Source organism: Rouxiella silvae (genome assembly GCF_002093625.1).
Lineage (GTDB): Bacteria > Pseudomonadota > Gammaproteobacteria > Enterobacterales > Enterobacteriaceae > Rouxiella > Rouxiella silvae.
Genome location: NZ_MRWD01000125.1, coordinates 1 through 526, shown reverse-complemented (window position 1 = coordinate 526; position 526 = coordinate 1). Strand labels below are relative to the sequence as shown.

General features: G+C 46.8%; 2 tRNA genes. Both read left to right on the top strand.

Going from position 1 to position 526, the window contains the following annotated elements:
- Positions 1-104: 104 nt before the first annotated feature.
- A tRNA-Ile gene (locus BS639_RS24615) sits at positions 105-181 on the top strand.
- A 133-nt stretch (positions 182-314) separates the two neighbouring features.
- Positions 315-390 (top strand) — tRNA-Ala (locus BS639_RS24610).
- Positions 391-526: the final 136 nt, after the last annotated feature.

Below are 526 nucleotides of genomic sequence, written 5' to 3'. Positions count from 1 at the left end.
GTAGGGGAACCTGCGGTTGGATCACCTCCTTACCTAAAGATACGCATTGTGCAGTGTCCACACAGATTGTCTGATGAAATAGTAACGAGCAGAAATACCTTTATAGGCTTGTAGCTCAGGTGGTTAGAGCGCACCCCTGATAAGGGTGAGGTCGGTGGTTCAAGTCCACTCAGGCCTACCAATTCTTTCCTTCTCTGCGTTGTCGCCTCACTCGTTTGCATAAAGCAAACTTCGTGTGACTCCGCCTTGATTAGAAAAGAATTGGCTGACTCATCTGAAGGGTGAGTGATAAAGGTATCTGTAAGTGACTGTATGGGGCTATAGCTCAGCTGGGAGAGCGCCTGCCTTGCACGCAGGAGGTCAGCGGTTCGATCCCGCTTAGCTCCACCATATCCATACGGGTCACATTAATACTTCAGAGTATATTGGAAACAGTATGCTGCGAAGTATTTTGCTCTTTAACAATCTGGAACAAGCTGAAAAATTGAAACGATACAGCTGAACATAACTCTCCGTAGAAGTACTG